Source organism: Petrotoga olearia DSM 13574 (assembly GCF_002895525.1).
GTDB classification, from domain to species: Bacteria; Thermotogota; Thermotogae; order Petrotogales; family Petrotogaceae; genus Petrotoga; species Petrotoga olearia.
The window spans coordinates 255,009-279,319 of sequence record NZ_AZRL01000022.1 but is presented as its reverse complement, the minus strand read 5'-3'; the positions used below and the strand labels follow the sequence as shown (position 1 = coordinate 279,319).

Annotated in this window: 20 protein-coding genes; 11 read left to right on the top strand and 9 right to left on the bottom strand. The window is 33.8% G+C overall.

Annotated elements, in window-relative coordinates:
- Nucleotides 1–17: 17 nt before the first annotated feature.
- The 3 genes from X929_RS09305 to X929_RS09295 all read left to right on the top strand — a co-directional run bounded on the left by X929_RS09305 (nt 18) and on the right by X929_RS09295 (nt 3,772).
- Nucleotides 18–1,214, top strand: coding sequence for an ROK family protein (locus X929_RS09305; protein WP_103067745.1), 1,197 nt, complete (start codon nt 18–20; stop codon nt 1,212–1,214).
- Nucleotides 1,215–1,229: 15 nt separating this feature from the next.
- On the top strand, nt 1,230–2,702 hold the full coding sequence (gene xylB, locus X929_RS09300) for a xylulokinase (RefSeq protein WP_169925028.1): 1,473 nt from the start codon (nt 1,230–1,232) through the stop codon (nt 2,700–2,702).
- An 83-nt stretch (nt 2,703–2,785) separates the two neighbouring features.
- Nucleotides 2,786–3,772 carry a 2-hydroxyacid dehydrogenase gene (locus X929_RS09295; protein ID WP_103067743.1) on the top strand — a complete coding sequence of 329 codons (987 nt, stop codon included), beginning with the start codon at nt 2,786–2,788 and terminating at the stop codon, nt 3,770–3,772.
- 2 nt (nt 3,773–3,774) lie between these two features.
- Here X929_RS09295 and lnt read toward each other — a convergent pair whose 3' ends face one another.
- Nucleotides 3,775–5,250: an apolipoprotein N-acyltransferase gene (gene lnt / locus X929_RS09290; RefSeq protein ID WP_103067742.1), complete on the bottom strand. Its 1,476-nt coding sequence runs from the start codon at nt 5,248–5,250 to the stop codon at nt 3,775–3,777.
- 140 nt (nt 5,251–5,390) lie between these two features.
- Here lnt and X929_RS09285 point away from each other — a divergent pair, with 140 nt between their 5' ends.
- The gene (locus X929_RS09285) at nt 5,391–6,890 is read left to right on the top strand and encodes a carboxypeptidase M32 (protein WP_103067741.1); all 1,500 of its coding nucleotides are present in this window, start codon (nt 5,391–5,393) and stop codon (nt 6,888–6,890) included.
- A gap of 49 nt (nt 6,891–6,939) precedes the next feature.
- Here the strand turns inward: X929_RS09285 and X929_RS09280 are convergent, their stop codons facing one another.
- The 8 genes from X929_RS09280 to X929_RS09245 form a co-directional block, all read right to left on the bottom strand.
- Nucleotides 6,940–9,312 carry a Lon protease family protein gene (locus X929_RS09280; RefSeq protein WP_103067740.1) on the bottom strand — a complete coding sequence of 791 codons (2,373 nt, stop codon included), beginning with the start codon at nt 9,310–9,312 and terminating at the stop codon, nt 6,940–6,942.
- A gap of 15 nt (nt 9,313–9,327) precedes the next feature.
- Nucleotides 9,328–10,626 carry an adenylosuccinate lyase gene (gene purB, locus X929_RS09275; RefSeq protein ID WP_169925037.1) on the bottom strand — a complete coding sequence of 433 codons (1,299 nt, stop codon included), beginning with the start codon at nt 10,624–10,626 and terminating at the stop codon, nt 9,328–9,330.
- On the bottom strand, nt 10,619–11,443 hold the full coding sequence (gene proC / locus X929_RS09270; RefSeq protein WP_103067738.1) for a pyrroline-5-carboxylate reductase: 825 nt from the start codon (nt 11,441–11,443) through the stop codon (nt 10,619–10,621). The genes purB and proC overlap by 8 nt, the downstream gene beginning before the upstream one ends.
- Before the next feature lies 1 nt (nt 11,444).
- Nucleotides 11,445–12,695 carry a glutamate-5-semialdehyde dehydrogenase gene (locus X929_RS09265; RefSeq protein ID WP_103067737.1) on the bottom strand — a complete coding sequence of 417 codons (1,251 nt, stop codon included), beginning with the start codon at nt 12,693–12,695 and terminating at the stop codon, nt 11,445–11,447.
- 107 nt (nt 12,696–12,802) lie between these two features.
- Nucleotides 12,803–13,105 carry a PadR family transcriptional regulator gene (locus X929_RS09260; protein WP_103067736.1) on the bottom strand — a complete coding sequence of 101 codons (303 nt, stop codon included), beginning with the start codon at nt 13,103–13,105 and terminating at the stop codon, nt 12,803–12,805.
- Between the two features lie 48 nt (nt 13,106–13,153).
- Nucleotides 13,154–14,302: an MFS transporter gene (locus X929_RS09255; RefSeq protein WP_103067735.1), complete on the bottom strand. Its 1,149-nt coding sequence runs from the start codon at nt 14,300–14,302 to the stop codon at nt 13,154–13,156.
- Nucleotides 14,303–14,355: 53 nt separating this feature from the next.
- On the bottom strand, nt 14,356–15,147 hold the full coding sequence (locus X929_RS09250; RefSeq protein WP_103067734.1) for an ABC transporter permease: 792 nt from the start codon (nt 15,145–15,147) through the stop codon (nt 14,356–14,358).
- The gene (locus tag X929_RS09245; protein WP_169925027.1) at nt 15,131–15,775 is read right to left on the bottom strand and encodes an ABC transporter ATP-binding protein; all 645 of its coding nucleotides are present in this window, start codon (nt 15,773–15,775) and stop codon (nt 15,131–15,133) included. The genes X929_RS09250 and X929_RS09245 overlap by 17 nt, the downstream gene beginning before the upstream one ends.
- A 135-nt stretch (nt 15,776–15,910) precedes the next feature.
- Between X929_RS09245 and X929_RS09240 the strand changes: the two genes are divergently transcribed.
- From X929_RS09240 to gatB, 7 genes are all read left to right on the top strand, one after another.
- A complete protein-coding gene (locus X929_RS09240) occupies nt 15,911–16,483 on the top strand; it encodes a flavin reductase family protein (RefSeq protein ID WP_103067732.1) in 573 nt (190 codons plus the stop codon).
- On the top strand, nt 16,476–16,982 hold the full coding sequence (locus X929_RS09235) for a hypothetical protein (protein ID WP_103067731.1): 507 nt from the start codon (nt 16,476–16,478) through the stop codon (nt 16,980–16,982). Before X929_RS09240 ends, X929_RS09235 begins: the two co-directional genes overlap by 8 nt.
- A 279-nt stretch (nt 16,983–17,261) precedes the next feature.
- Nucleotides 17,262–18,296, top strand: coding sequence for a phenylalanine--tRNA ligase subunit alpha (gene pheS / locus X929_RS09230; protein WP_103067730.1), 1,035 nt, complete (start codon nt 17,262–17,264; stop codon nt 18,294–18,296).
- A gap of 37 nt (nt 18,297–18,333) precedes the next feature.
- The gene (gene pheT / locus X929_RS09225) at nt 18,334–20,766 is read left to right on the top strand and encodes a phenylalanine--tRNA ligase subunit beta (protein ID WP_103067729.1); all 2,433 of its coding nucleotides are present in this window, start codon (nt 18,334–18,336) and stop codon (nt 20,764–20,766) included.
- Between the two features lie 36 nt (nt 20,767–20,802).
- Complete coding sequence (locus X929_RS09220; RefSeq protein WP_103067728.1) at nt 20,803–21,483, top strand: rhomboid family intramembrane serine protease; 681 nt, start codon at nt 20,803–20,805, stop codon at nt 21,481–21,483.
- Nucleotides 21,484–21,501: 18 nt separating this feature from the next.
- Nucleotides 21,502–22,872 (top strand): Asp-tRNA(Asn)/Glu-tRNA(Gln) amidotransferase subunit GatA, encoded by a 1,371-nt coding sequence (gene gatA / locus X929_RS09215; protein WP_249037257.1) that lies wholly within the window; start codon nt 21,502–21,504, stop codon nt 22,870–22,872.
- Entirely contained in the window at nt 22,862–24,298 is a 1,437-nt protein-coding gene (gene gatB / locus X929_RS09210; protein ID WP_169925036.1) for an Asp-tRNA(Asn)/Glu-tRNA(Gln) amidotransferase subunit GatB, read from the top strand. Before gatA ends, gatB begins: the two co-directional genes overlap by 11 nt.
- Nucleotides 24,299–24,311 lie beyond the last annotated feature (13 nt).

The following is a 24,311-nucleotide window of genomic DNA, read 5'->3' as shown; positions in this document are numbered from 1 at the left end:
AATTGGGAGGCCTTGTTTTGAAGATAAAGAAAATCAATGCAGAAAGAATGGGATACTCAAACAAATTAATGGTTTTCAATTTGATCAGATATTATTCTGGAATCTCCAGAAATGAGATTTCTAAGCTTACTGGTTTAGATAAAAGTACTGTGACAAAGATTACCTATGATTTAATTTCTAAAAACTTAATAGTAGAAGGAGATAGAAAATCTTCTAAAGGGGTTGGAAGAAAACCTATAAGGTTGGAAGCAGCAAAAGGCGTTGCTGCTTCCATTGTTGTTAAAGTTGGAGTAGAAAAAACAGTCGTAGGTCTTGGATACATAAACAATTCAATAAATAAGATTGTAGAATTTGAAACCCCCAAAAATTTTAATGTTTTTATTAGTAAATTAGCAGTTGAGATAAAAAGAATATATGAAAATGCTAATGGGAATAATATAGTAGGCCTTTCTTTTTCTTTTCCAGGAATGATCGATAGAGAGAACTTGGTTATCGAATACGTCCCTCATTTTAATTGGAGTGAGATTGATCTTAAGGAAGCTATTTTAAAGGAAATTCCTCATTGTGACAAACCAATTTTTGCCGCAAATGAGGCAAAGTTAGCTCTACAAGCAGAGATGTATTTTAACAAGAATATTGCAAACCTAAACAACGGAGTCTATGTTTTCATATCTCAGGGAATAGGTGGAGCTTTGCTTATAGACGGTCAAATTCATTTGGGACCTAATTTCACAGCAGGTGAATTTGGTCACATGAGTATCGAAGAAAATGGGGAAAAATGTTTTTGCAATAATCAAGGATGTTGGGAAACGTTTGCCTCAATTGATACCGTTTCTAAGATATATGAATACAGCAATGGGCGATTGGAAGGCAACAATTACGAAGAAAAATTCAGGAATCTTCTGATAAAAGCTGAAAAAAAAGAAGGGAACGCCGATGAAATAATTAAACAGATGTTGTATTATTTGGGAGTAGGGACGGTTAATTTAATAAATATCTTGAATCCTGAGTTTGTAATTTTTGGGGGGTATGGGTATCTTTTCCCGGATGATTATTTCACAGAGATTGAAAATATTATAAAGACACGAGCTCTGAAGCCAACCTTAAAATCTTTAAAAAAGCCCTTGAGACCTGTTTTTGATATAGAAACAGCATGTTTGACGGGGGCAAATTTAAGAGTGATGGATGATTTTGCAGAAAAAGCTGTGGTTTAAAATGAGGTGATCATTTTGCGTAAATATCTAGGTATAGACGTTGGAACAACTGGATTGAAAGGTTTAGTTATATCTGAAGAAGGAGAACTTTTGGATAGTTATTCCTATTCATTAGAAATGAAAGTTCCCAAACCCGCATGGGCTGAACAAGAGCCTGAAGATTGGTGGAATGGTGTATACGAAATATTAAAAAAAGTGTCCAGAACGCATCGAATAGATGTAATAGGTTTTTCCGGACAAATGCATAGCTTGGTGGTTTTGGATGAAAATAATAAACCTATTAGGCCGGCAATCCTTTGGTGTGATCAAAGGACGACCCCACAGTGCAAAGAAGCTACAGAAGCTTTTGGTGGCGAAGAAAAGGTTATCTCCAAAATAGGGAATCCCTTTTTGGAAGGTTTCACTTTCCCAAAAATACTGTGGTTAAAAGAAAATGAAGGAGAGAATTTTAAAAAAATAAAGAAGATTCTTCTACCTAAGGATTATATTGTTTTTAAGTTAACGGGTAGTATTGGTATGGACTATTCGGATGCTTCTGGAACAGCATGTTTTAATGTAAAAACAAATTATTGGGATGAAGATATATTTGAAACTTTTGGCATTAATATGGATATAATGCCTGAATTGTATCCTTCTTATGGGATTCGAGGAGAATTAAAAGAAAGCTTGCAAAATGAATTGGGATGGAGGAACACAAAAGTCGTTTCTGGAGGAGCAGATAATGCATCAGCTGCATTTGGAATAGGTATATCAAAAGTGGGAGAGTCGATGGTTAGTATCGGAACTTCAGGCACTGTTTTAACCCTCACTGAAAAAAAAGTCCCTGATTTATCTGGAAAAATACATTACTTTAACTATGTAATACAAGATAAATATTACTACATGGGAGTAATGCTTTCAGCCGCTCATTCCCTAAATTGGGTGAAAAATCGATTTTTTCCCAGTTCAGATTGGGCAGAAATAGAAAAAAGAATAAATCAATCAGTACCGGGTTCAAACGGTATTATTTTTCTTCCTTATTTAAACGGGGAAAGAACTCCACATAGAGACCCTAATGCAAGAGGTGTTTTTTTTGGAATTTCTTCTTTGAATACCGAAAACGACATATTAAGGGCAACCATGGAAGGTATCTCCTTCGGCCTTAGGGATTCTTTTGAACTTATAAAGGAAAAAACAGAAATAAAAGATATGAGGATAGTTGGAGGAGGGGCCAAAAACAAAACATGGGCAAAGATAGTTGCAACAAACTTCAAAATGCCTGTTAAAATGCCTGAAATTGATGAAGGTGGTGCTTATGGAGCAGCTATGTTGGCTGCAGTGGGAGATGGCCAACAGCTAGAAGATGTTTTAAAATGGGTAAAATTTAAAGAAGTTATTGAACCTGATTATCAAGATACCAAGATTTACGATGATTATTATGAAGCTTATAGGAATTTGTATAAATCATTGAAAAGGAATTTTGAAGATTTGGCAAGAATTCAAAGATGATATATAAAAAGCGGCTTTAGCCGCTTTAAAATTTGTAAGTTTAATTCCGAAAAACTCATCACTTCGAGGGGGTATTTAAAAAATTGAAAGTATTGTTTATGAACAAGTTAAACTCGTATTGGAAAGAAAAAATTAGTGAATTGAAGAAATTATTTCCTAACGACGAATTTCTAGATAGTGAAGAAATCACCAATGTAGAAAATGCTATGGAAATTGCAGATGCAATAGTGTTTGGGGGAGACTTGGATGAGAATATCTTGAGGAAATCAAAGAATTTAAAAATAATTTTTGTTCCATATGCTGGGGTGAACCAATTACCCTTAGAAATACTAAAAGAAAAAGGCATTAGCGTTGCAAATAGTCATGGCAACGCTAGAATAGTTGCAGAAAGGGCTTTCGCTCTTGCTTTAGCTCTTCTTGGAAAAATTGTTCCTTATCATAACGATTTAAAAGAAGGAATTTGGCATGGATTTAGTGCTGGAGAAAGCGTTAAAGATTCATGGGTATCTATTCATAACAAAAGTTGTGCAATATTGGGATTAGGTAATATAGGAAAGAACCTTGCACAAATGCTTAAGACTTTTGACTGTAAAATTGTTGGTTATAAAAGAAACGCGAATATAGATATTGAAAATGTGGACGAAATTAGTTCCGATTTAGATTATGTAATAGAAAACAGTGAAATTGTATTCGTGACGTTACCTTTGACGAAATATACAAAAGGGCTTATCGATGAAAAGGTGTTTAATAAAATGGATGGTAAATACATAATAAACGTTGGAAGAGGTGATGTTATAGATCAAAGGGCACTATATGAAGCTTTGAAGTCCAAAAAATTAGCGGGAGCCGCTATAGATGTTTGGTACAACTATCCTACCACAGAAAAACCATCAATTTTGCCAGCTAATTACCCGATTCATACCTTTGATAACGTTGTTTTATCTCCACATGTTGGAGGCTATAACACTGAAGCTACAAAGTATAGTATCGATGAAACTGTAGAAAATATAAAAGGCTTTTTAAAAGACGGTACGGCAAAAGACTTAATTGATTTAGAATTTGGATATTGAATTTAAAGAATTGCAAGCAAAAGTGCTCCGATAAAAAATAATATTTTTAATATGTCTGAAGCCTTAGAGTAAAAAGAGATGTTATCGTTTGGGTTGACAAAAAAGATTCCCGATTTTTCTTCTTGAGAATCAAATGTGTTGGTGATTCTTCCATATTTGTCGATTGAGCCGGTTGAACCTGTATTTGAAACCTGGATGAAATCCCTTCTCGTTTCTACCGCTCTAAAAACGCCTTGACTGAAGTGCTGAAACAGACCGGTTTTCGAATTAAACCAACCGTCGTTAGAGATAGCAATCAATAAATTTGCTCCATTCTTAGCTTGATTTATTGAAACTTCCGGGAAATAAGTTTCAAAACATATTTGAACGCCAAAATCAGTTTCATTTAATGAAAAGGTTGAGTATTCTTCCCCGGATGTATAAAAGTTTAATAATCTAAAAACATCAAAGTTTCCAAATATAGTTTCATATGGCAAAAATTCAGCAAATGGGGTTAATTTAACTTTATCGTAGATCCCCTGAATACTCCCATGTTGGTTATATACCCAGGCGGAGTTAAAGTGGTTATCGCTTTCTATCCTTGGATGTCCTAAAACTACAGGTTTGTATAAGTTTTGAATGTCTCTTACTATTTGACTTTCTATTTCTGATTTTGAAACGTCTTCAAGAAAAGTTGATTCTGGAAAAACTACTATATCTACATCCCTATTTCTAAATTCTTGGATATTCTTTGAAAAAGTTGAATAATCTTGTATTGGATTTGAGGAGTACTTGATCTCTTGAGGTACATTCGTTTGAACGACTCCAACTTTTATGGAATTGTTTGTGCCATTAATAGGAGGTAGATACCTAACTATAGCAAAGTTAAAAATGTATACAGAAGTAAATATAACAAGAATTTTTAATACCTTATCACGTGAGTTATCGAAAGCTATCAGAGCATTGACAAAAACGATGATAAAAGTCAGACCAAAAGAGCCTATAATAGAGACGATTTGTATTATTCCAGTGTGATCATAAAGGGCGTAGGATAAATTTCCTCCCATAAAAGCCAAATCTCCAAAACCCCTTAAGACTTCAGCGATGGTGTATGCAAAAGAATAGAAAAAAACCAGTGAAAGATAATTGTATTGTCTATCTTTTCTATGATAAAGTTCTGATAAAAGCCAAATGATGAGATAAGGTATCATTAAAAGTACAATCATTCCAACGTATCCAAAAAAACCGACGACTGGAGAATAATTTTTTAGAATTTGGGGTATATTTTTGGACAAAGTGGGAAGCAACCACCAAAGAGTAGTTATCAGCATAGAAGAAGAGTATATTATCGTATGTAACAATCTTTCATAATGAGTTTTTGATCCGGCAATATTCCTCAGAAAGAAAACCAGTGAAAACCAGATGAGAAAAGAAAATAAATTACCTGGCATAGCCAATCCGGTTAAAATACCTGAAATTAAAGTAAGTAGATAATTCATAGTTACCCCCTGAATTATATTTTGAAAATCGTGTATAAATATGTTGCTGATACAATATTATACAGCAAACTTTTGGATAGTTCAAGAAATCTGATATAATTAGGATAACTAACAAAATTTATATAAGAGGGGGTAAAAAAATGTCTAAATTTGAAGAATTTAAAGAGTTTCAAGCCAAGATTTCAAGATACGGTCAGGCTATTGCACTTATGCATTGGGATCTAGAAACTAATGCTCCAAACAATTCTTTTGAGTATCGTTCTAAAGCTTTGGGAGAACTTACGGAGGCACTCTTTAAAATGTCTGTTTCTGATCAGATGGGTGAATTTTTAGATTATTTTTCAAAGAAGGAAAATTATGATGAATTGGGTGAAATTGATCAAGCGATGGTAAGGGTAGCCAAGAAAGATTTCGATAAGTTTAAAAAGCTACCTCCACAACTGGTCCGAAAATTAGCCGAAACGACTTCAAAAGCAGGTCATTTTTGGAAAAAAGCCAGAGAAGAAGATAACTTTGCTTTGTTTGAACCTTATTTGCAAGAAGTAGTTTCTTTAGAAAAAGAACAAGCAGAGGCTTTGGGATACGAAAAAAATAGATATGATGCTCTTTTAGACTTATTCGAGCCAGGGTTGAAAACAGAAACGTTGAAAGGCACAATAAATTACTTAAAAGAGCATTTACTACCTTTTATGCAAGAGCTTTTTGAAAAAGGGAAAGAACCAAGATACGATTTCTTTGAAGGTGATTTCGACGTTAATAAGCAAGAAGAGTTATCGCTGGAAGCGTTAAAGTTTATGAAGTTCGATTTTAATTCTGGGCGTATGGACATGTCTGCTCATCCTTTCACAACAAAAATTGGTCCAAAAGACGTTAGAATTACAACAAGGTACAACAACCAAGATCTGAGATATTCTTTATTTTCAACTATACACGAAGGTGGTCATGCCTTATACGAGCTTCATATCCCTGAGGAATTTTTCGAAACTCCTTTGGATGAAGGGACTTCGATGGCTGTGCATGAATCTCAATCAAGATTTTGGGAAAACATAATAGGAAGAGGACCACATTTTTGGGTTTTCTTTTCTAAAAAATTAAAAAATATTTTCCCGTCTTTTGAAGGAATAACTAGTGATGAGCTGTATAAAGGTGTTAATATAGTTAAAAAAGATTTCATCAGAACTGAGGCGGATGAAGTAACTTACAACTTTCATATTATGTTGAGATTTGAAATAGAAGAAGCACTGATCAACGATAGAATAAAGGTAAATGAATTACCAACGGTATGGAACGATAAAATGAAAGAATATTTTGGTATTGTGCCACCCAACGACGCTCTAGGTGTGTTGCAGGATGTTCATTGGTCAAATGGGCAATTTGGTTATTTTCCTTCATACATGTTAGGTAATCTGTACAGTGCTCAATTGTTCTCAAAGTTGAAGAAGGATTTAAAAGATTATTCATCTCAAATAGAAAAAGGAGATTCAACAGAAGTTTTGAACTGGCTGGTTGAGAATGTTCATAAGTATGGTAAGATGTACGAACCAGAGGAACTTTTGAAAAAGGTTACAGGTGAAACTCTTAATCCCAAATATTTTGTAGACTATATAAAAGAGAAGTTTTCTGCAATTTATGGTTTATAATTAAAAATCCCCCATCTATATACGATGGGGGTTTTAAAATTGATCACAGCTATTTGTTATTTTTTCCGTCTTTTTCTTTTTTCTCTTCTTTTGATAATTTCTTGAGGTTCTCACTCACATAGTAATAAAATGTGCCTTCTTCGTATTCTCCCTTTTCATTTGGTATTCCTGCTTTGTAATCTGTCATTAGTTCGATCCCTTCGTCTATATTATCAATAGCCCAAATATGGAACTTCCCATTTTGTATATCTTCATTTATTTCATCTTTTAATACGATATTATCGATATTCTTACTTGGAATAATTACCCCTTGGTCTCCTGTAAAATTAAGATTTTTACAGGCATCGTAAAAACCTTCAATTTTTTCGATTATTCCTCCAACCGGCAAAACTTCTCCGTTTTGATTCATAGATCCGGTAATGGCAATATTTTGTTTCAATGAAACGTTAGCTATAGAAGACATTAAAGCCAATGTTTCTGCTATTGTGGCGCTGTCTCCTTCGATTATAGAATAAACTTGTTCAAAATTTAGAGAAACGCCAAAACCTGTTTCTATGAAAGAAGAAAATTTATGTTTGAAATAGTTTTCTATTATTAATGAAGATTTTTTGTATATTTTTCCACTTAAATCGATATCTCTGTGGATGTTTATGATCTTTTCAGAAGAGGATCTGTAACTTTTTGCCGTTATCTTGACTGGATGGCCGAAGGTGAAGTCTCCTGTATCCAAAACAGTCAAGCCATTTATTTGTCCAATTTCAGAGCCTTCAATCCTTATGTCAATCTTTCTCTCTTTTATTGCATTGAATAATTTTTTCTTATGAAATGAAAACATCTTTTCTTTGAACTTTATGGTGTCTTTTATATCTTTGGAGGTTATGTATGGACTTGTCCCATTTTTTTGAGAAATGTTGTGAGAGTCTATTAGTAGGTTTTTAATTTCTCCCAATTTTAAAGAGAACCTTTTGTTGTTTCCGTTCAACCTACAGCTGTACTTGATAATCTCCTTAATCGCATCTTTTGTAAAATGTGAGATATCGTTTTCTTCAACTGTGTTGCTTAAGAAAGCTAAAAATTTATTCAAATTATCGTTATTTAAATCTGCCTCATAGTCAAACTGTGATTTTATAGGGAAAAGTTTTTCAAATTCACTATCGTGAAGCCTTAATAAATCGTACACCCATTCTTCTCCAATTAGTATCACTTTAACGTTTAAAGATAAAGGTTCTGGTTCCAAACTTTCAACACTCGAATAGCCTTCAGCGGTCTGAATATTTTCAATTTTCACTTCTTTTTCCGATAAAACTCTCTTAATTACCTCCCATGCGTAAGGTTTTCTTAAAACTTTTTCTGCTTCCATTACTAGATAACCACCGTTTGCCCTGTGAAAAGCTCCCGATTTTATCATTGTAAAATCAGTTTGAAGAAGTCCCATTTGTGAATAATACTCTATTCTACCAACCAAATTTGAAAAAGTGGGATTATCTTCTTCTATCACAGGAGCGCCTTGCAAATAAGAATTATCCACTACAATGTTGACGTTGTATCTTTTTTCTTTAAGATAAGTTATTAGATTTTGATTTTCGGAAGTTAATTGAGATAGATGAGAAGCGATGTCTTCTTTTAAGTTTTGAAGGTATTCAAAAACATCCGAATATTTAAGATATTTCTTTTCAAGAGGTTCGAAAAGCTTAGCTAAGCTAAATGCGGCCCAATAACGTCGTAAGTTTTTAACTTCTTCCCAGTATTCTTTATCCATCTCAGTGATCTTTACCATTGTTTTTTCAATTAATTCTCGTAACTTCTCTGAATTTTTTCGAAAGTACTCTTTTATCTCTACTGGAAGGTTTTCAAACTCTGAGCTGCTTATTTTTTTGCCATCATACACTGGAACGCTGACTATACCTTTTTCAGAAGCCTCAAGTATAAAACCAAGATTTTGAGCCTGTTTTCTTAGATCAGACCATAATTTCTCCCTCTGTTCGTTGTAATCTTTTTCTAATGAGCTTAACCTTTGTTGAAATTCTTCTGTTTGCATAGTTTTATTTAAAACTTGTACAGACGAATTAATAATGGATTGTAATTCAGATTTGAAATTTTTGGCTTCTCCTGCGGGCAATTTCAACAGCTTGGGTTTCTTTTCTTCTTTGAAATTAAAAACATACATAAGATCTTGAGGAGCTCTTTGAGATAATGATATTTTTTCTATGATCTTCCGCGTCATACCTTTTCTTCCACTACGATTTGGACCAACTATGAAAACGTTGTTTGAATCGTTACTGCTTTCCAAGGCAAATTGCAGTATTTCACATGCATTCGTTTGTATGGTGTAATCTTGGTAAGAACCAATTTTAATTTCTGAAGTGTTGTCGATGTTAATTTCGGGGATTTTAATTTCAAAATCACTTAAAGTAAGTTTCATGGTTTATGCCTCCATTCAAGATAAATTAAACCTTTCATAAATCTCATTTACATTTTTTAGATAATAATCAGGTGAAAAGATATCTTCAAAGGCTTCTTTCTCTGAAAATTTTGCATTTACTCTGTTATCTTCCATTAAAATGGCTTTAAAATCACGTCTTTCATTCCAAGCTTTCATCGCGTTTTCTTGAACTATTTTATAAGCTTCCTCCCTGCTTACTCCAAATTCAACTAACTTCAACAAAACCCTTTGAGAATAAATTAAATTATAAGATTTTTCTATGTTTTCTTTCATTCTATCTTTATGAACCACTAAATTTTCAACTAGGTAATTTGCTTTATTCAACATATAGTAAGTAAGCATGGTTGCATCCGGTATAAACACTCTTTCTACAGAGGAATGAGAAATATCTCTTTCGTGCCACAAGGAGATATTTTCATAAGCAGAAGATAAGTAAGATCTTAGCATTCTCGACATCCCTGTCAACCTTTCACACAATATGGGGTTTTTCTTATGGGGCATCGCTGAAGAACCCCTTTGCCCTTTTTTAAAAGGTTCTTCTACTTCCAGGACCTCTGTTTTTTGAAGGTGCCTGATTTCTATAGCAAGTCTTTCTATACTGCTTCCTATCAAGGCTAAAGCGCTGAAAAATTCAGCATGAAGGTCCCTTGGCAAAACTTGAGTAGATACTTTACAAGGTCTGAGGTTGAGTTTTTTTAAAGCGATTTCCTCTACTTTTGGTTCTATGTTAGCATAATTTCCAACGGCTCCGCTGAGTTTTCCTTGAGAAATGTTATCTATAGCTTTTTCTAACCTTTCTTTGTTTCTTTCTTCTTCTGCGACAAATCCTAAAATTTTTAATCCAAAAGACGTTGGCTCAGCGTGTACCCCATGAGTTCTTCCAACTATAATAGTATACTTATGATAAACAGCCAATTTTTTGAGATTAGCTATATATTTAGTTAGCTCATCAAGAATAACCTCTCCTGCTCTTTTTATAGCTAATGATAAAGCCGTATCGACAACGTCTGATGATGTCAGGCCCTTGTGAAAGTATCTTGCCTCGTCTCCCATATCTTCAGTTACGACTTTTATAAAGGCTATAACGTCATGATTCATTATTTTTTCTGTATCTAAAATTTTTTGAACGTCTAATTTTGCTTTTTGTCGAACGCTTAAGGCGGTGCCTTTGGGAGCGAGGTTCAGTTCTTCGAAGGCTTCTATTACAGCTACTTCTACTTCAAGCCATCTTTTATACTGGGCATCCAATGTCCAAATGTCTTTAATTGGAGAAAGAGAGTACCTTTCAATCAACATCAACACCTCTTTGTGAATTCAGTTCTTTTGACCTTATAGTTGCTTCTTTTACTGTGTCCATAAGGATACCTCGTAAGCCACGAGATTCTAAAACTTCTATTCCTTTTATTGCTGTGCCGCCTGGGGAAGTAACCATATCTTTTAACTCTCCAGGATGTTTTTGCGTTTCTAAAACCATTCTTGAAGCCCCGAGTAATGTTCTTGCAGCAAATTCTGTGGAAAGCTCTCTAGGTAAACCCATTAGGACACCACCATCGGATAAAGCTTCTATCATAATATAGGCATATGCTGGTCCGCTCCCACTTAAAGCCGTTATGGCGTCCATCATATCTTCTTCAACCAAATACACTTTCCCAACACTTTCCAAAATCTCTTTAATCGTTCTCAAATCATTTTCTTCAATGTTATTCTTTTTACTTATAGCAATAACGCCTTCACCAACTAAAATAGGGGTGTTGGGCATTGCTCTAATTATCTTTGATGAAATTGGTAAAGATTTATCCAAATGGTGCAGACTTACTCCTGCAGCTATTGATATAACTATCTTGTCTTCACAAAAAGGGTTTATTTCCTTCAATACCTTGTCTATTACTTGCGGTTTCACAGCTAAAAGAACGATGTCGGATTCTTTCACAGCTTTTGCGTTATCAGTCATGGTTTTTATGCCGCAGTAATTAGAATTTTTTTCAGAATCGTATTCAAAGATATCTGTTCCGATTATTTGTTCTCTTTTAAGTGTTTTTGTTTGAATTAAACCTTTTACTAAAGTGCTTCCCATTTTTCCCAATCCTATTATACATAGCTTTTTATCCATACTATCTGACCTGCCCGTTTCCCAAGATAATGTATTTAGTGGTCGTTAACTCTTTGATTCCAATCGGTCCTCGAACGTGTAATTTTTGTGTACTTATACCCATTTCTGCACCAAAGCCAAACTCTTCCCCATCAGTAAATCTCGTTGAAGCATTGACGTAAACAGCTGCAGAATCTATTTCGTTTAGGAATTTTTGAGCGGTCGTATAATTCTCAGTGATTATCGCTTCGGAATGCTTTGTACTGTACTTGTTTATATGGTTTATAGCTTCTTCAGTACTATCAACTATTTTAACTGCCATTATATAATCTAAATATTCAGTTGACCAATCATCTTCTTGTGTCGGTTTCATTTGAGGTAGTATTTTCAAGGTTTTTTCGCAACCTCTTAATTCTACTTTCTTTTCAAAGGCTGAATATATTTTTGGTAGGAACTCTTCTGCGATATCTTTGTGAACCAGTAATTTTTCTGCTGCGTTACAGACGGAAGGCCTACTGGTTTTAGCGTTTTCAACGATTTTAAGAGCCTTCTCAAGATCTGCTTGTTTATCGACATAAACGTGACAGTTTCCAGCGCCCGTTTGTATCACGGGGATCATAGAATTTTCAACCGTATTCTTAATTAAAGATGCGCCGCCTCGAGGTATCAGCACATCGATGTGTTCGTATAGTTTCATCAATTCATCAACGGCTTTTCTATCAGTTACCTCAATGAACTGCACTATATCCTTTGAAAAACCGGATTTTTCAATACCTTGGTGAATAATCTTTACCAAGGCGTTGTTAGAATGGATCGCTTCAGAACCACCTCTTAATACCACACAGTTACCGGATTTTATACATAAAGCTGCTGCATCTATCGTTACATTTGGCCTACTTTCATATATTATAGCGATTACCCCTAATGGAACTACCATCTTTCCGATCATCAATCCATTTGGCCTTTTCCACATCTCAGAGATGTTGCCAACGCTACTTTGAAGCTGGGCTACTTTTTGCACACCTTTAGCCATTTTGGTGACTCTTTCATCATTCAGTATCAACCTATCTAAAAGGCTGTTTGACATTCCTGTATTTTTAGCCGCTTCAACATCCTTTTGATTTTCTGATATTATATAGTTTTTATTTGTTATTAACTCTTCTGAAATACAGTTAAGAATTTTTATCTTGTCCGTATCAGAAGTTGAACTAAAGTTTCTTGACGCATCTTTAGCATTTCTTGCCTTATTTAAAACATACTCCTCCAAATTCACAATTTTCCCTCCCTCTTTCGATTTTTTCCCCGTTCATTTTTCTATGTTTTTTAATTATATCATAACTTTTTAAATGGGAATGTAAGGGCAAACTCCAACTTTTCTTTTTATATGATTTCATGAAATAGTTCTTTTACTTTTCCTCTTAGTTCCTTTAATAGGTTTTCTCCTTGTCTCGTAATAGAGTAATATATCCTTTTTTTACCTTCTACTATTTCAACCCTTTTAGCCAGAAGATTTTCTTTTTCCATCTTGTGTAGCAAGGGATACAAAGTACCGGGACTTATATGGTAACCATGCCTTTTTAACTCAGAAATCATCCAACTTCCATAGATAGGAGTTTTTTGGGCGTGGTGTAATATGTGTATTTGTATTAGACCATTTAAAATTTTATTTAAATATTTATTCATTTTAATATTATCTTTTGATTCTTCTATGAGTATTTTCCCCCTTTCATTTTAATTTAGAGTGTTATCAAGTTTGAATTTGAAGAGTAAAAGAGTGAAAACGGCTGCACTTTCTACTATCATGGAAAAGACAACCAAACTCACGATTGCGTGATCGTACAAGATACCCATAACTGCACTGCCTATGAACCAAAAAAGGCCAAAGATAGCGTTAAAAAAGCCATAAGCTGTTCCTCTTTTGCCGGGGGTGACGATATCAGCTACTACTGATTTTAAAATGGATTCTTGGGCTCCCATTCCGACTCCCCACAAAACAACGCCTAAGATAACTAATAATGAAGAGTTAGATAAAAATGAAAAGGGAGAAAAAAATATTGAAAGACTAGAGGCAATTATAAGGCTGGTGACTCCGACCTTGTCGTAAAACAATCCAAAGATCAATGCAGAAACCGCATCAACGCCCATAGCTATCGCATACATAAAAGGTATCATAGTTGAATTGAAAATATCGATTCTTTGAAAATGGAACGCCAACAAAGGAAAATCCGCAAAACCTGCGGCAATTAAGGAGATGGCTACTAAGTACAACCAGTATGATTTTGATATTCCCTCAAAGTTGATCTTTTCCTCTTTTACTTCAAATTTCTCGGGTTGGGGAAAGTTCAATCTACTAATCGACAACAAAATTAAAGTAATCAATGCAGGTATCAATAATATTGCAAATGCGAATCGGTAATTCGTTAACTCATCGCTCGATCTGAACAAGAGGATTAAACTTAAAATAATAGGTCCTGAGACAGCTCCAATTTGGTCAAGGACCTCTGCTATGGCAAATCCTTTACCACTTCCCACATTTCGTGCTGCGTATGACATAAGGGTATCTTTTGAAGGCTTTCTTATAGCTTTTCCTGTTCTTTCCATAATTATTAGCATAGCTGCTATTTCCCATCTTCCTGCAAGAGCTAGTAAAGGAACCGCAAATAGATCCATCCCATAACCTAAAAATGTGAAAAGCCAATATCTATGAGTTTTATCGCTTAAATAACCCGTTAACAACCTCAGACCGTAACCTATGAACTCGCCTAAACCTGAAATGATTCCCACCGCTGTTGCACTAGCACCCAACAAACCTAAATATGGACCAATTAAACTTCTCGCTCCTTCGTGTGTGATATCTGCAAATAAACTCACAATTCCCATAACAACTATAAAGCCGAGAGCTGTTTTTTTCGTTTTAGGACACCTTCCTTTGTTTACTTTTTAAATACATCTTCGCGAAGTATTCCATACTCATCGAAGCTACTTTTCATCGTGAATAATATCGTTAGGGTTACAGAAAGAGAGACGGATGTTAAAATAGATACATAAATAGCAATTTGGTATTTTATCGCTGTTTGTGGTGATGCACCTCCCAAAATCTGGCCTGTCATCATTCCTGGTAGATACACAATACCCACTGTAGCCATGCTTGCTATGGTTGGTCTAAGAGCAGATATCAACGCACTCCTTAAGTATGGAAGTGTGGCTTCATAAACGGTAGCTCCATTTCCCAAGGCAAAAAAATATCTCTGCTTATTTCTTTGTATATCTTTGTAAAAATTACTGATTCCAATAATATCTCCTGTTAAAGCATTACCTAAAAGCATTCCACCTAGGACAATGAAATATCTTGCTGTGAAAATATTATCTAGCCTTAAAATTACAAAATCAAAATAAAAAAGCACAATAAAATTAGAAATCGTGAGAGCAAAAAAAACTGGCCAAACGAACCTTTTGAAATTTAAACCGCTACTACCAATTACTCGAAATACTGCAAAAAGGATCATAAAAAATAACCAGCCTATATTCAACCATGTATAATCAAATTGGAAAAGGTAGACTAAGATTAAAGACATGAGGAAAAGCTGAACGCTCATTCTGATCGTTGAAATTACGGCATCTCGGGTTATTTTTAAATTAAAAATATAACTCAAAATAACGGGGAAAAATATTAATAAATAAGCCATTGCAAGTGAAAATAAAGAAATATCAGTTGTAGGTTCCATTTTGATTTCCTCCCATTTCTATTATATTTAAACCTTCATTATTCAACCATTCTTGATCATGAGATATTGCTATCAAAGTCCATTCTTTTTTTGATAATAAATATTTTATAACTTTATTTTTCATTTCTCTATCCAGTGAAGAGGTAATCTCATCTAGTAAGTATATCTTTTTATTTAAAAGTGTAAAGATAGATATCAAAACTCTCTGCTTTTCACCACCCGAAAGAGATTGGAAGTCTTTATCTAAAATATTTGATTCTAGTTCAAAAAAATCAAATAATTTTATTAATCTTGATTCTTCAAAAGGTACTTTAAGGTTTATTTTATAACTCAATATATTACGAATTATTTCTCTTACGGTCCCGTCAACAACATCTAGTTCCTGCCCTATGTACACGGACTCTTTTCTTAAATCCCATATATTTTTACTATTCAATCGTTCATTTTTGTATAGTAATTGTCCTTCATCTGGTTTTATGAATCCTAAAAGTAATCTAAAAATGGTGGTTTTTCCAATTCCGGATTTTCCAAAGATAAGGGTTTTACTCCCCTCTTGGACTTTGAGATTAAAATTTCTTAGAACGTATTTACCTTGGAACTTTTTTGAAACGTTTTGAAATTCAATCAAAATTATTCCCTCCATATATATCTAATTTCGATATCGGAAATCGATATTTATATTATAACTTTTTCTTCCAAATTGTCAATGAAAATGTCAGATTTTTCTATTGTTATGGTATAATTTTCTTTTGGAGGGATAAATATGAGTATCAATCGATTTAGTGAAAAAATCGTTATGCCCGTGTGTTTGATTACAGTTAAAAGTGACTCTTTTATCAATTCCATGACAGTAGCTTGGAGTACCCCTCTTTCTGCAAACCCACCTTTGTTTGGATTTGCTATTAAAAAGCAGAGATATACTTATCCAATGTTAATGAAAGAAAAAGAATTTACAGTTACCTTTTTACCGTATGAGAAATCAGAATTATCTGTAAAACTTGGGCGGATTTCAGCAAGAGAAGGTGATAAGCTCTTGGCAGCCGGAGTTAAGCTGAAAGGTTCTGAATTTGTAAAAGCTCCCTATATTTTAGATGGTTATTTTTCAATGGAATGTACTTTAGAAAATACTTTTACTACTGGAGACCATGAGTTAGTTGTTGGAAAAGTTGTGGCTATCCATGAAAATGAGGGATCATTAGAAAATTTAAAACCCTTGATGTATCTAACTAAAGATACTTTTTCTACTATTGACGAAGGTAAAATTAAAAAGATTGATACCAAAAAGGTAATCGAAGAGATTCGAAAAAAGTTAAAAAGAGGTGTGCAAGGTGATTGAAGAGGGAGTTTCAAATAGCATTATTTTGGATATTGTTCAACCTTCTCTCACCTTTCCAGAAATTAAGTTGGAAAAAGGTAATTCGTTAGGTTTATATACCACTGAGACAGAATTAATGACGTCATATTTCTTTAAGTTAATTTCCGAACCTGAAAAGTACGCAAAAGAAGTTAAAATAAATGGATTTTTGGCAAACGGAATGAATTGGGTAGGAAGATCTTTTACACATATAGTGGTACCTCAAATTTGGAAAGATAGCATATACAACATACTAAAAAACAAACCTAAACGACGCCATTTGATATTTATAGGAGCAAGAAAATGTGATATTAACTACGCTGAACTTTCTGACATTTCAACGATCATTTCTTATTATAAAAAGGATTGTAGTGTATTGGTAATAAGTGATTCTGTTGAACTTTTGCAAGCAACCACTGATAGGGTAGTTAATATGTTGGGAGAATCTATTGTGTATGGATCAAAAGAATTTTTCAATTGATATTTTAGAAAAAAACAATTTTCCAAAGTTAAATTTTTAAATAGGCACTTTAGAAATAAAAAAATTTTAAAAAATAAGATTTTGTTTTTAGAAGGGTTACAGGGCGGAGCCCTCCACCACCTATCCGGGTGGGCTGCTGGACGAAGGGGAGCTAAAGCAGATTGTATGTAACTTAGAATGATGGAAGTATTTTAAAAAATTTTGATTTCTAGTAGCAAGGTTTAAAGAAGGTTTCAGGGTTTCCGAAGTTATTAATTTTTAAAATTTAGGAGGATTTTGATGGCTTTAACAATAGACAGAGATGAAATCTTAGACACTTTAAAAAGAGAACTAAAAGAAATAACGGATATGCAGGAATTTCAAAATCTTAAATCTAAATATTTAGGCAAGAAAGGTTTGATCAAATCTCTAATGAACAATCTTAAAGATATTGATGACGTAGCATTAAAAAAACAATATGGTAAAAGTGTAAATGAACTAAAAGAAGAATTAGAAACTATTTTTGATAAAAAGTTAAATGAGTTGAAAGAAAAAGGAAGAGAAGCAAAAGAGAAAAAAAACTGGGTTGATATTACAATTCCTGGAGCCCGTAGAAAGATAGGAAAAGAGAATTTAATCACAAAAACAAGGAAAGAAATAGAAGAAATATTCATTGGAATGGGTTTTTCCATAGCTGAAGGTCCAGAGATAGAGAATTCTTGGTACAATTTTGATGCGCTTAATACCCCTGAATGGCATCCTGCCAGAGAAATGCAGGATACTTTTTATTTATCTTTGGACAAAGAAAAGCTTTTAAGGACCCATACCTCTCCTGTTCAAGTGAGAACGATGTTGAAAAGTAAGCCACCGTTGGCTATAATATCCCCCGGAAGGGTATACAGAAAAGATGAGTTAGACGCCACCCATTCCCCTGTTTTTCATCAGGTAGAAGGGCTGTATGTTGATAAAAATGTTTCCGTTTCTCATTTAAAAATGTATCTTGAAGTTTTTGCTCAAAAATTTTTTGGGAATAAAGTTTCTGTATTGTTACGTCCAAGCTATTTTCCTTTTACTGAGCCAAGCTTTGAGGTAGATATCAGTTGTATTTTTTGCGGAGGAAAAGGGTGTAATGTTTGTAAAAATAGTGGTTGGATAGAAATATTGGGAGCTGGTCTAGTTCATCCTAACGTTTTTCGAAGCGTTAATTACGATCCGAAAGTATGGCAAGGCTTTGCTTTTGGAATGGGTATTGAAAGAGTGGCGATGTTGAAATATAATATTCCGGATATGAGAGAATTTTATAAAAACGACCTTAGATTTATAGAAAATTTATAATACACCGTCGGCGCACAAAATTTGTGAGGAGGTAACGATGAAAGTATCTTTAAATTGGCTTGAAGATTATATAAAAGTCACAAGAAATATTCAAGAATTAGTAAAAGAGATAAAACTTCACTCGGTAGATGTAGAAGGTTTTGAAAAGGTTGGGAGTAATCTTAACAATATAACAGTTGGAGAGATTAAGGAAATAGTCTCACTTGAAAATGCTGATAATTTAGTAATTTGCAAGGTAGACGTAGGGAAAGATATAAAAAATATAGTTACTGGGGATCTTACAGTTAAAGTTGGTGAAAAAGTTCCGGTCGCACTTCCTGGGGCAACTTTAGCAAATAATATTAAAATTGAAGAACGAGAGTTTAAGGGAGTAATTTCTCAAGGGATGATGTGTTCTCTGAAAGAATTGGGAATATCTAACGATTCGGATAAAATATACAGAATAGTGGATGACGTTCCAAATGGAACAGATTTTGTAAAATTTTTTGACCTGAACGACCAAATTTTAGAGATAGAGATACTTCCTAATAGGCCTGATTTACTTTCTTACTTAGGTGTCGCCAAAGAGTTAGAAACAATAGATTGTGGTATGGGATTTAACTTACCTGAGTATATAAAAATTAGTAAAGGTGAGGGATTTCCCGTAAAAATAGAATATGAAAAATGTAATCGATATATGGCAACAGTTGTAAAAGATGTAAAAGTTGGACCATCCCCAATGTGGCTGGTTAAAAGGTTAGGACGATCAGGAATAAGAAGTATTAACAATATTGTAGACATAACAAACTATGTAATGTTAGAAACAGGCCATCCTATTCATGCATTTGATTTAGATCTTATAGGGGATCAAATAATTGTTAGAAAAGCTAAAAAAGGCGAAAAAATACTGCTTTTGGATGGCAAAGAGTACCCCATGGAAGGCGAAGAAACACTTATAACCGATGGTGATAACATAATTGCACTTGGAGGCATAATGGGTGGCGAATTGAGTGGCATCAATGAAAATACGAAAGATATCTTACTAGAAGTTGCCCATTTTGATCCTGTTAATATAAGAAAGTCTTCTACTTACCATAAGATAACCTCTGATTCTTCGTATCGTTTTGAAAGAGGAGTTGATCCAAACGATAGTGAGATGGTAATGGGTAGATTGATTAAATTGATTAACGAATTGGCAGGAGGAAAGGTAGATGGTCCTACAACAGATATTTATCCTAAGCCTATAAAAAATAAAGAGATATCTATTAAAAAAAGTTATATAAACAATAGATTAGGAAAAGAATTAGCAGAAGAAGAAATTGAACAAATATTAAAAAAATTAGATTTTTATTTCACAATAGTGGAAAAAAGTTCAAACCAGAAATCAATGGAAGAAATAATTAAGGTGATGGATTTACCTTGGGATATAATAGATGAGGAATGGAAGGTTTCTATTCCAACAAAAAGGCCAGATATTACACAAGAAATTGATCTTGTTGAAGAGGTTGGTAGAGTTTACGGCTATTCAAAAATACAGTCTGCTTTCCCAAATCTAAGTGGAATGATAGGAAGTAAGGGAGATTTTGTTTCTTTTAAAGAAAAAACAACAGAGATTATGTTGGCTAACGGTTATCATGAGGCAAAGACCTTTCCGCTGAACAATGGGAATAAAATGTGGATGGAAAATGAATTGGATTTAAGATTGATTAATCCAATCTCTTCAGAATTAGAATACATGTCATCCAAATTGATATATGGTTTATTAGATTCTGCTTCTTTTAATTATAGAAACCAAACAAAAGATATAAAAATGTTCGAAATTGATAAAGTTTTCCATGCAGATAAAGATAGTGAGACAGGTGCAAAGGAATTTACTAACCTTGCCTTTGTTGCAACGGGAAGAGAAAATAATGATGATTTCACAGATAAGAGAGAGGTTACATTTTATTCTGTAAAAGGTGCTTTAGAAAACTTATTGAATGAATTCAACGTAAAAATAGAATACGTAAGAAATGATCAACCTGGTTTTCTGAAAGCACAAAGTGCTCATTTATTTTTCAACAACGAAGAAGTAGGCTTTTTAGGTCTACTTGATCCGGCAATAGCAGAGAATTATTACGAAATAAAAGACCCAATATATGTCTGTGAGATCAATCTAGATAAGGTTTTTATAGATAAAAAAGAAATTAAAAGAGAATTCAAAAAAGTAGATTTTCCTGCTATCAAAAGGGAATATTCTATGATTGTTCCCATAAACATCGAATTTAAAGAGATTCAAGAAATAATAGTAAGTGCTGCAGACATTGTGGAAGATTTTAAGATCTTTGACGTTTACAGAGGGAAAAACATAGAAGAAGATAAAATAAGTATAACCGTTTCAATAGTTTATAGATCAGAAAATAAAACTTTAACAGAAGAAGAAGTCAATGAAGTGGAAAGATCCATTTTAGAAAGATTGAACGATAAAAGAATCAAACTCCGTGAAAACTAGGCATACCATACATATAGATAAAGAAAGGAGAAAGAGATGCAAAGAAATATTACGAGTTACTTAATAATATTGAATGTATTGATATTTATCATGATGTTTTTATTTGGTGGTATAAGCGCTTTTTCTAATCCGCGTATATACATACTCTTTGGAGCCCAACTTGGTAATTTAATCACTGCTGGGGAATGGTTCCGGTTGATTACTTCTATGTTTGTTCATGGTGGACTATTTCACATATTTTTCAATATGTTCGCCCTATTTTATGTGGGTAACTTAGTTGAAAGGGCTTATGGAAAAGAAAGATTTATTTCAATATACATTTTATCAGGCCTTTTTGGTAATCTTTTAACCCACTTATTTTTACCGGGTGCGATCTCTGTAGGAGCATCAGGAGCGATATTTGGATTGATAGGCTTACTTTTTGGTGCAGGGTTCCGGCATGATACGCCAACTATGTTGAGACCTGTAACAGGTACCGCTTTACTCCCAATTATCTTAATAAACGTGATCTGGGGATTTTTACCAGGTGCTAATATAAACAATTTTGCCCATTTAGGAGGATTAGGGATAGGTTTTACCTTTGGCTGGTTGACACCTATAAGGTACACGAAGGGAAGTTACCAACTTTGGAGAACGCTTTCTTACTTATCTTACGGATTAATTATTGCAAGTTTTATTTTACTTTTGATATTCGATTTTAGATACTACATTTTCTAATTACTACTCTTTTTTGAGGTGATATATTTGACCATAGATGATTTGATTGGTAAAAACTTTATAGAAGAAAGTATCAAAAGGATACAAGAAAAAGATAAGGAAATAAATGCGGTTTTGAGAATAGAAAAGGTAGAAGGGAACAAAGGTGGTAATTACTTTGGCATACCTTTTTTGGTGAAAGATAACATATTAGTTAAAGGCACAAAAACAACAAATAGTTCTAAAATCCTTGAAAATTATGATTCTCCGTATACTGCAACAGCGGTTGAAAAACTTTTAAAAGCCGGTTTTACTGTATTAGGGAAAACCAATATGGACGAGTTTGCCATGGGTAATACCAACGAGCATTCTGCCTTTGGCCCTGTAAAAAATCCTAGGAATTTAACACGAGTGCCAGGAGGTAGTAGTGGAGGTTCTGCTGCTGCTGTAGCAGCAGGATACGTTCCATTTTCTTTAGGATCTGATACTGGAGGATCCGTAAGACAGCCTGCCTCTTTTTGTGGTGTTGTAGGATTTAAGCCTTCATACGGTATGATATCACGATACGGTTTAACCGCCTTTTCGTCTTCACTTGATCAAATAGGTGTTTTTGCCAATAATGTGAAGGATGTCAGAATCGTTACAGAAATTATGAAAGGGAAAGATCCCAAAGATTCGACCACTTTGGACCACAATAAAGATCTTTTAAAAGATGTAGATATAGATTTATCCCAAGTTAAAATTTGCATTCCAAAGGTTGTTTATCATGAACACGCAGATGATAGTATAATGAAACAATTTGAAATAGCTATTAACTTTTTGAGAAGCAAAGGAGCAAAAGTTGATGTAAAAGATATACCGGAATTGGAATATTCAGTGGCTATTTATTACATAGTAGCTCCTGCTGAAGCCTCCTCCAATCTTTCAAGATACGATGGAGTTAAATACGGATTGAGAAACCATGCCTTAGGTTTAAATAAAATGTATAAATCTACCAGAGAGGTTGGATTGGGGATAGAGGTAAAAAGGAGAATAATGATGGGAACTTTTAATCTATCTTCTCTTTATTATGATCAATATTACTCAAAGGCTTCAAAAGTAAGAAAATTGTTGAGTGACAAGATGAAAGAAATTTTGAATGATTATCATTTGATAATGACCCCCACATCTCCTGTTCTTCCACCAAAGATAGGAGAAAGTCTAAAACCTTTAGAATATTACTTAATGGATATCTTTACAATTCCTGCGAACTTAACAGGGTCACCTGCCATCAGCATTCCCTTTGGTGATGTCCAAGGGTTACCTTTTGGTATACAATTCATCGGACGATACATGAAAGATGAAGAACTTTTAACTATAGCAGACAATTTCTTTCAGGAGGCTCCTAAGGAGTTGACGAATTATGTATAAAACTATTATAGGATTAGAAATACACGTCCAATTACTAACAAGATCCAAAGCCTTTTGTTCATGCAGTACAGAACATTTTGAAGCTGAGCCAAATATTAATGTTTGTCCAGTGTGTACAGGGCAACCTGGAACATTACCGGTATTAAACGAAGAAGCGCTTAAACTTGCAATAAAAGCTGGATTAATACTAAATGGACAGATAAATAAGTTTTCGAGGTTCGATAGAAAAAATTATTTTTACCCTGATTTACCCAAAGGTTATCAAATTACACAGTATTTTCATCCAATAGTAAGTGGTGGATACATCAACGTTGAAGGCAAAAAGATAAGAATAAGAAGGATGCATTTGGAAGAAGACACCGCCAAGATGCTTCATGAAGGTGATCAAATTTCCTCTGCTCAAGAAAGTTTGATAGATTTTAATAGGGCGGGGATACCCCTTTTAGAGATTGTAACAGTACCGGATATTGAGACTCCAAAACAGGCAAGGATATTTATGGAAAAATTGAGGAATTTGCTTAGATATGCTGATATTTCTACAGGTGATATGGAAAAAGGAGCCTTACGATGTGATGCAAATGTTTCGATTCTTAACCAAGAAAACAATGAAATAAGTAAAAGGGTAGAGATAAAGAATATAAATTCATTCAAATTTGTAGAAAAAGCGTTAGAATATGAAAGAGATAGAATTATCGATAATTTAGAAAAAGGCGGAGAGTTAATACAAGAAACGAGAGGTTGGGATGCCAACAAAAAAGAAACTTTCTCAATGAGAACAAAAGAAGAAGAGATGGACTACAGATATTTTCCTGAACCTGATCTCCCTATACTGATTTTGAATGACGAACTTATCGAAACCGTTAAAAAACTCATTCCGGAAATGCCAGAAGATAAGACTAAAAGGTTTGTTACTCAGTACAATATACCTGAATATGACGCACAGATTCTCTCTTCTGACAAAGAGTTAGCTGATTACTATGAAAGATGTGTAAAGTTAGCAAAGGATGCGAAATTTGTTAGTAATTTTATTTTAACTGAGTTATTAAGAGAGATGAAAGAAAATGAGGATAGTATAGAAAATGTAAAGATTAAACCTGAGCATTTTGCTGAGTTAAAAATGCTTTTAGATACAAACACAATTTCAACAAAAATTGCTAAGGATATCTTTCCCCAGATGTATAAAACAGGTGATAGTCCCAAACAGATTGTTGAAAAGAAAGGTTTAGAACAAATAGAAAATGAAGATGAATTGAAGAAAATAATTGAAAATATTTTAAAAGAAAATCCCGATAGTGTTGAAAAGTACAAAAATGGTAAGAAGAAACTTTTAGGATTTTTTGTTGGCCAAGTTATGAAAGAAACAAAAGGTAAAGCTAACCCACAAAAAACAAACGAGATACTCAAAGAATTATTAGAAGATAATTAGAAATCACCACGAG

Bases quoted from the DNA above. Each gene is read 5' to 3' on its own strand.
- lnt (WP_103067742.1), bottom strand. From the start codon at position 5,250: ATGAATTATCTACTTACTTTAATTTCAGGTATTTTAACCGGATTGGCT.
- X929_RS09285 (WP_103067741.1), top strand. From the start codon at position 5,391: ATGTCTAAATTTGAAGAATTTAAAGAGTTTCAAGCCAAGATTTCAAGA.
- X929_RS09280 (WP_103067740.1), bottom strand. From the start codon at position 9,312: ATGAAACTTACTTTAAGTGATTTTGAAATTAAAATCCCCGAAATTAAC.
- proC (WP_103067738.1), bottom strand. From the start codon at position 11,443: ATGGATAAAAAGCTATGTATAATAGGATTGGGAAAAATGGGAAGCACT.
- X929_RS09260 (WP_103067736.1), bottom strand. From the start codon at position 13,105: ATGAATAAATATTTAAATAAAATTTTAAATGGTCTAATACAAATACAC.
- X929_RS09255 (WP_103067735.1), bottom strand. From the start codon at position 14,302: ATGGGAATTGTGAGTTTATTTGCAGATATCACACACGAAGGAGCGAGA.
- X929_RS09250 (WP_103067734.1), bottom strand. From the start codon at position 15,147: ATGGAACCTACAACTGATATTTCTTTATTTTCACTTGCAATGGCTTAT.
- X929_RS09240 (WP_103067732.1), top strand. From the start codon at position 15,911: ATGAGTATCAATCGATTTAGTGAAAAAATCGTTATGCCCGTGTGTTTG.
- pheS (WP_103067730.1), top strand. From the start codon at position 17,262: ATGGCTTTAACAATAGACAGAGATGAAATCTTAGACACTTTAAAAAGA.
- pheT (WP_103067729.1), top strand. From the start codon at position 18,334: ATGAAAGTATCTTTAAATTGGCTTGAAGATTATATAAAAGTCACAAGA.
- X929_RS09220 (WP_103067728.1), top strand. From the start codon at position 20,803: ATGCAAAGAAATATTACGAGTTACTTAATAATATTGAATGTATTGATA.